Consider the following 1040-nt stretch of genomic DNA (forward strand, 5'->3'; position numbering starts at 1 on the left):
CATCGACCGGACCACCTACAAAGCCACCATCAGCATCACCATGCTCACGAGCAGCCCTTGACGCCCCGACCCCCGCCCTAACTGAACGGCGTTGGATCTAGAAGCCTTCATTCCCGCTCGGTCGGTCACTCCCGCTCGGTCGGGAGGGGGATCCGCCACTCGAGGACCGTTCCGCTGCCCGGCGCCGCCCGTGCGTGGACCGATAGCGTGCCGCCCAGCCGCTCGGCCCGTTCGGAAAGGTTCCGCAGTCCGCTGCGACTGCCGCCGTGCGCCATGCCGACACCGTCGTCGCTCACCGTCACCGCCAGCACTCCGTCGTCGGCCACGACCGCCACCTCCGCCTTTCGGGCCCGGGCGTGCCGGGCCACATTGGTGAGCGCCTCCCCCAGGACAGCGAGCACCTCTTCCGCCGCTTCCGGTGGTACGTCGGTGTCGATCAGGCCCTCCATACGCAGCGCGGGAGTGAATCCGAGCGTCGTCGCCGCCGAATCCACGGCCTTGACCAGGCGCTTTCGCAGTTTCGGGGTGATTCCCCGGGTGTCGTGTTCCTGGAGGCCGAAGATGGTCGACCGGATGATCTTGATGGTGGCGTCGAGGTCGTCGATGGCCCGGGTCAACCGGTCCACGGCCTCCGGGTGCTCGACGAAGCGCCGGGCGCTCTGCAGCGTCATCCCCGTGGCGAACAAGCGCTGGATCGCCAGATCGTGGAGGTCCCGCGCGATCCGGTCGCGGTCCTCCAGAAGACTCACCTGTTCGGCGTCACGACGGCGGTCGGCCAGGACGAGCGCCAGTGCCGCGTGCCCGGCGAATCCGGGAAGCGCGGTGACCTCAGCGGTCGTGAAAGCGGGCCGACCGTGACGCCGCGCGAGGATCAGCACCCCGCTGAGTCGCTCCTTGGTGCCGACCGTGACAGCCACCGCCGGTCCGAACCCCTGCCACCGTTCGGGCTGCACCGTGATGCGCGGATCGTTCTCGACGTCGACGACCGTGACCAGACCGTCCTGCGCGAGGGCGGCCTCGACCAAGGTCCCCTCGGTGTT

At 69.2% G+C, this 1040-nt stretch carries 1 protein-coding gene; it reads right to left on the reverse strand.

Translation table 11 applies throughout. The annotated features are described in order from the left end of the window. Positions 1 to 125: 125 nt before the first annotated feature. On the reverse strand, positions 126 to 1040 hold a 915-nt coding region (locus ACWFR1_RS40540), incomplete at its 5' end, for a sensor histidine kinase (RefSeq protein ID WP_453561186.1).

The sequence above is a fragment of the Streptomyces sp. NPDC055103 genome, from assembly GCF_053607625.1.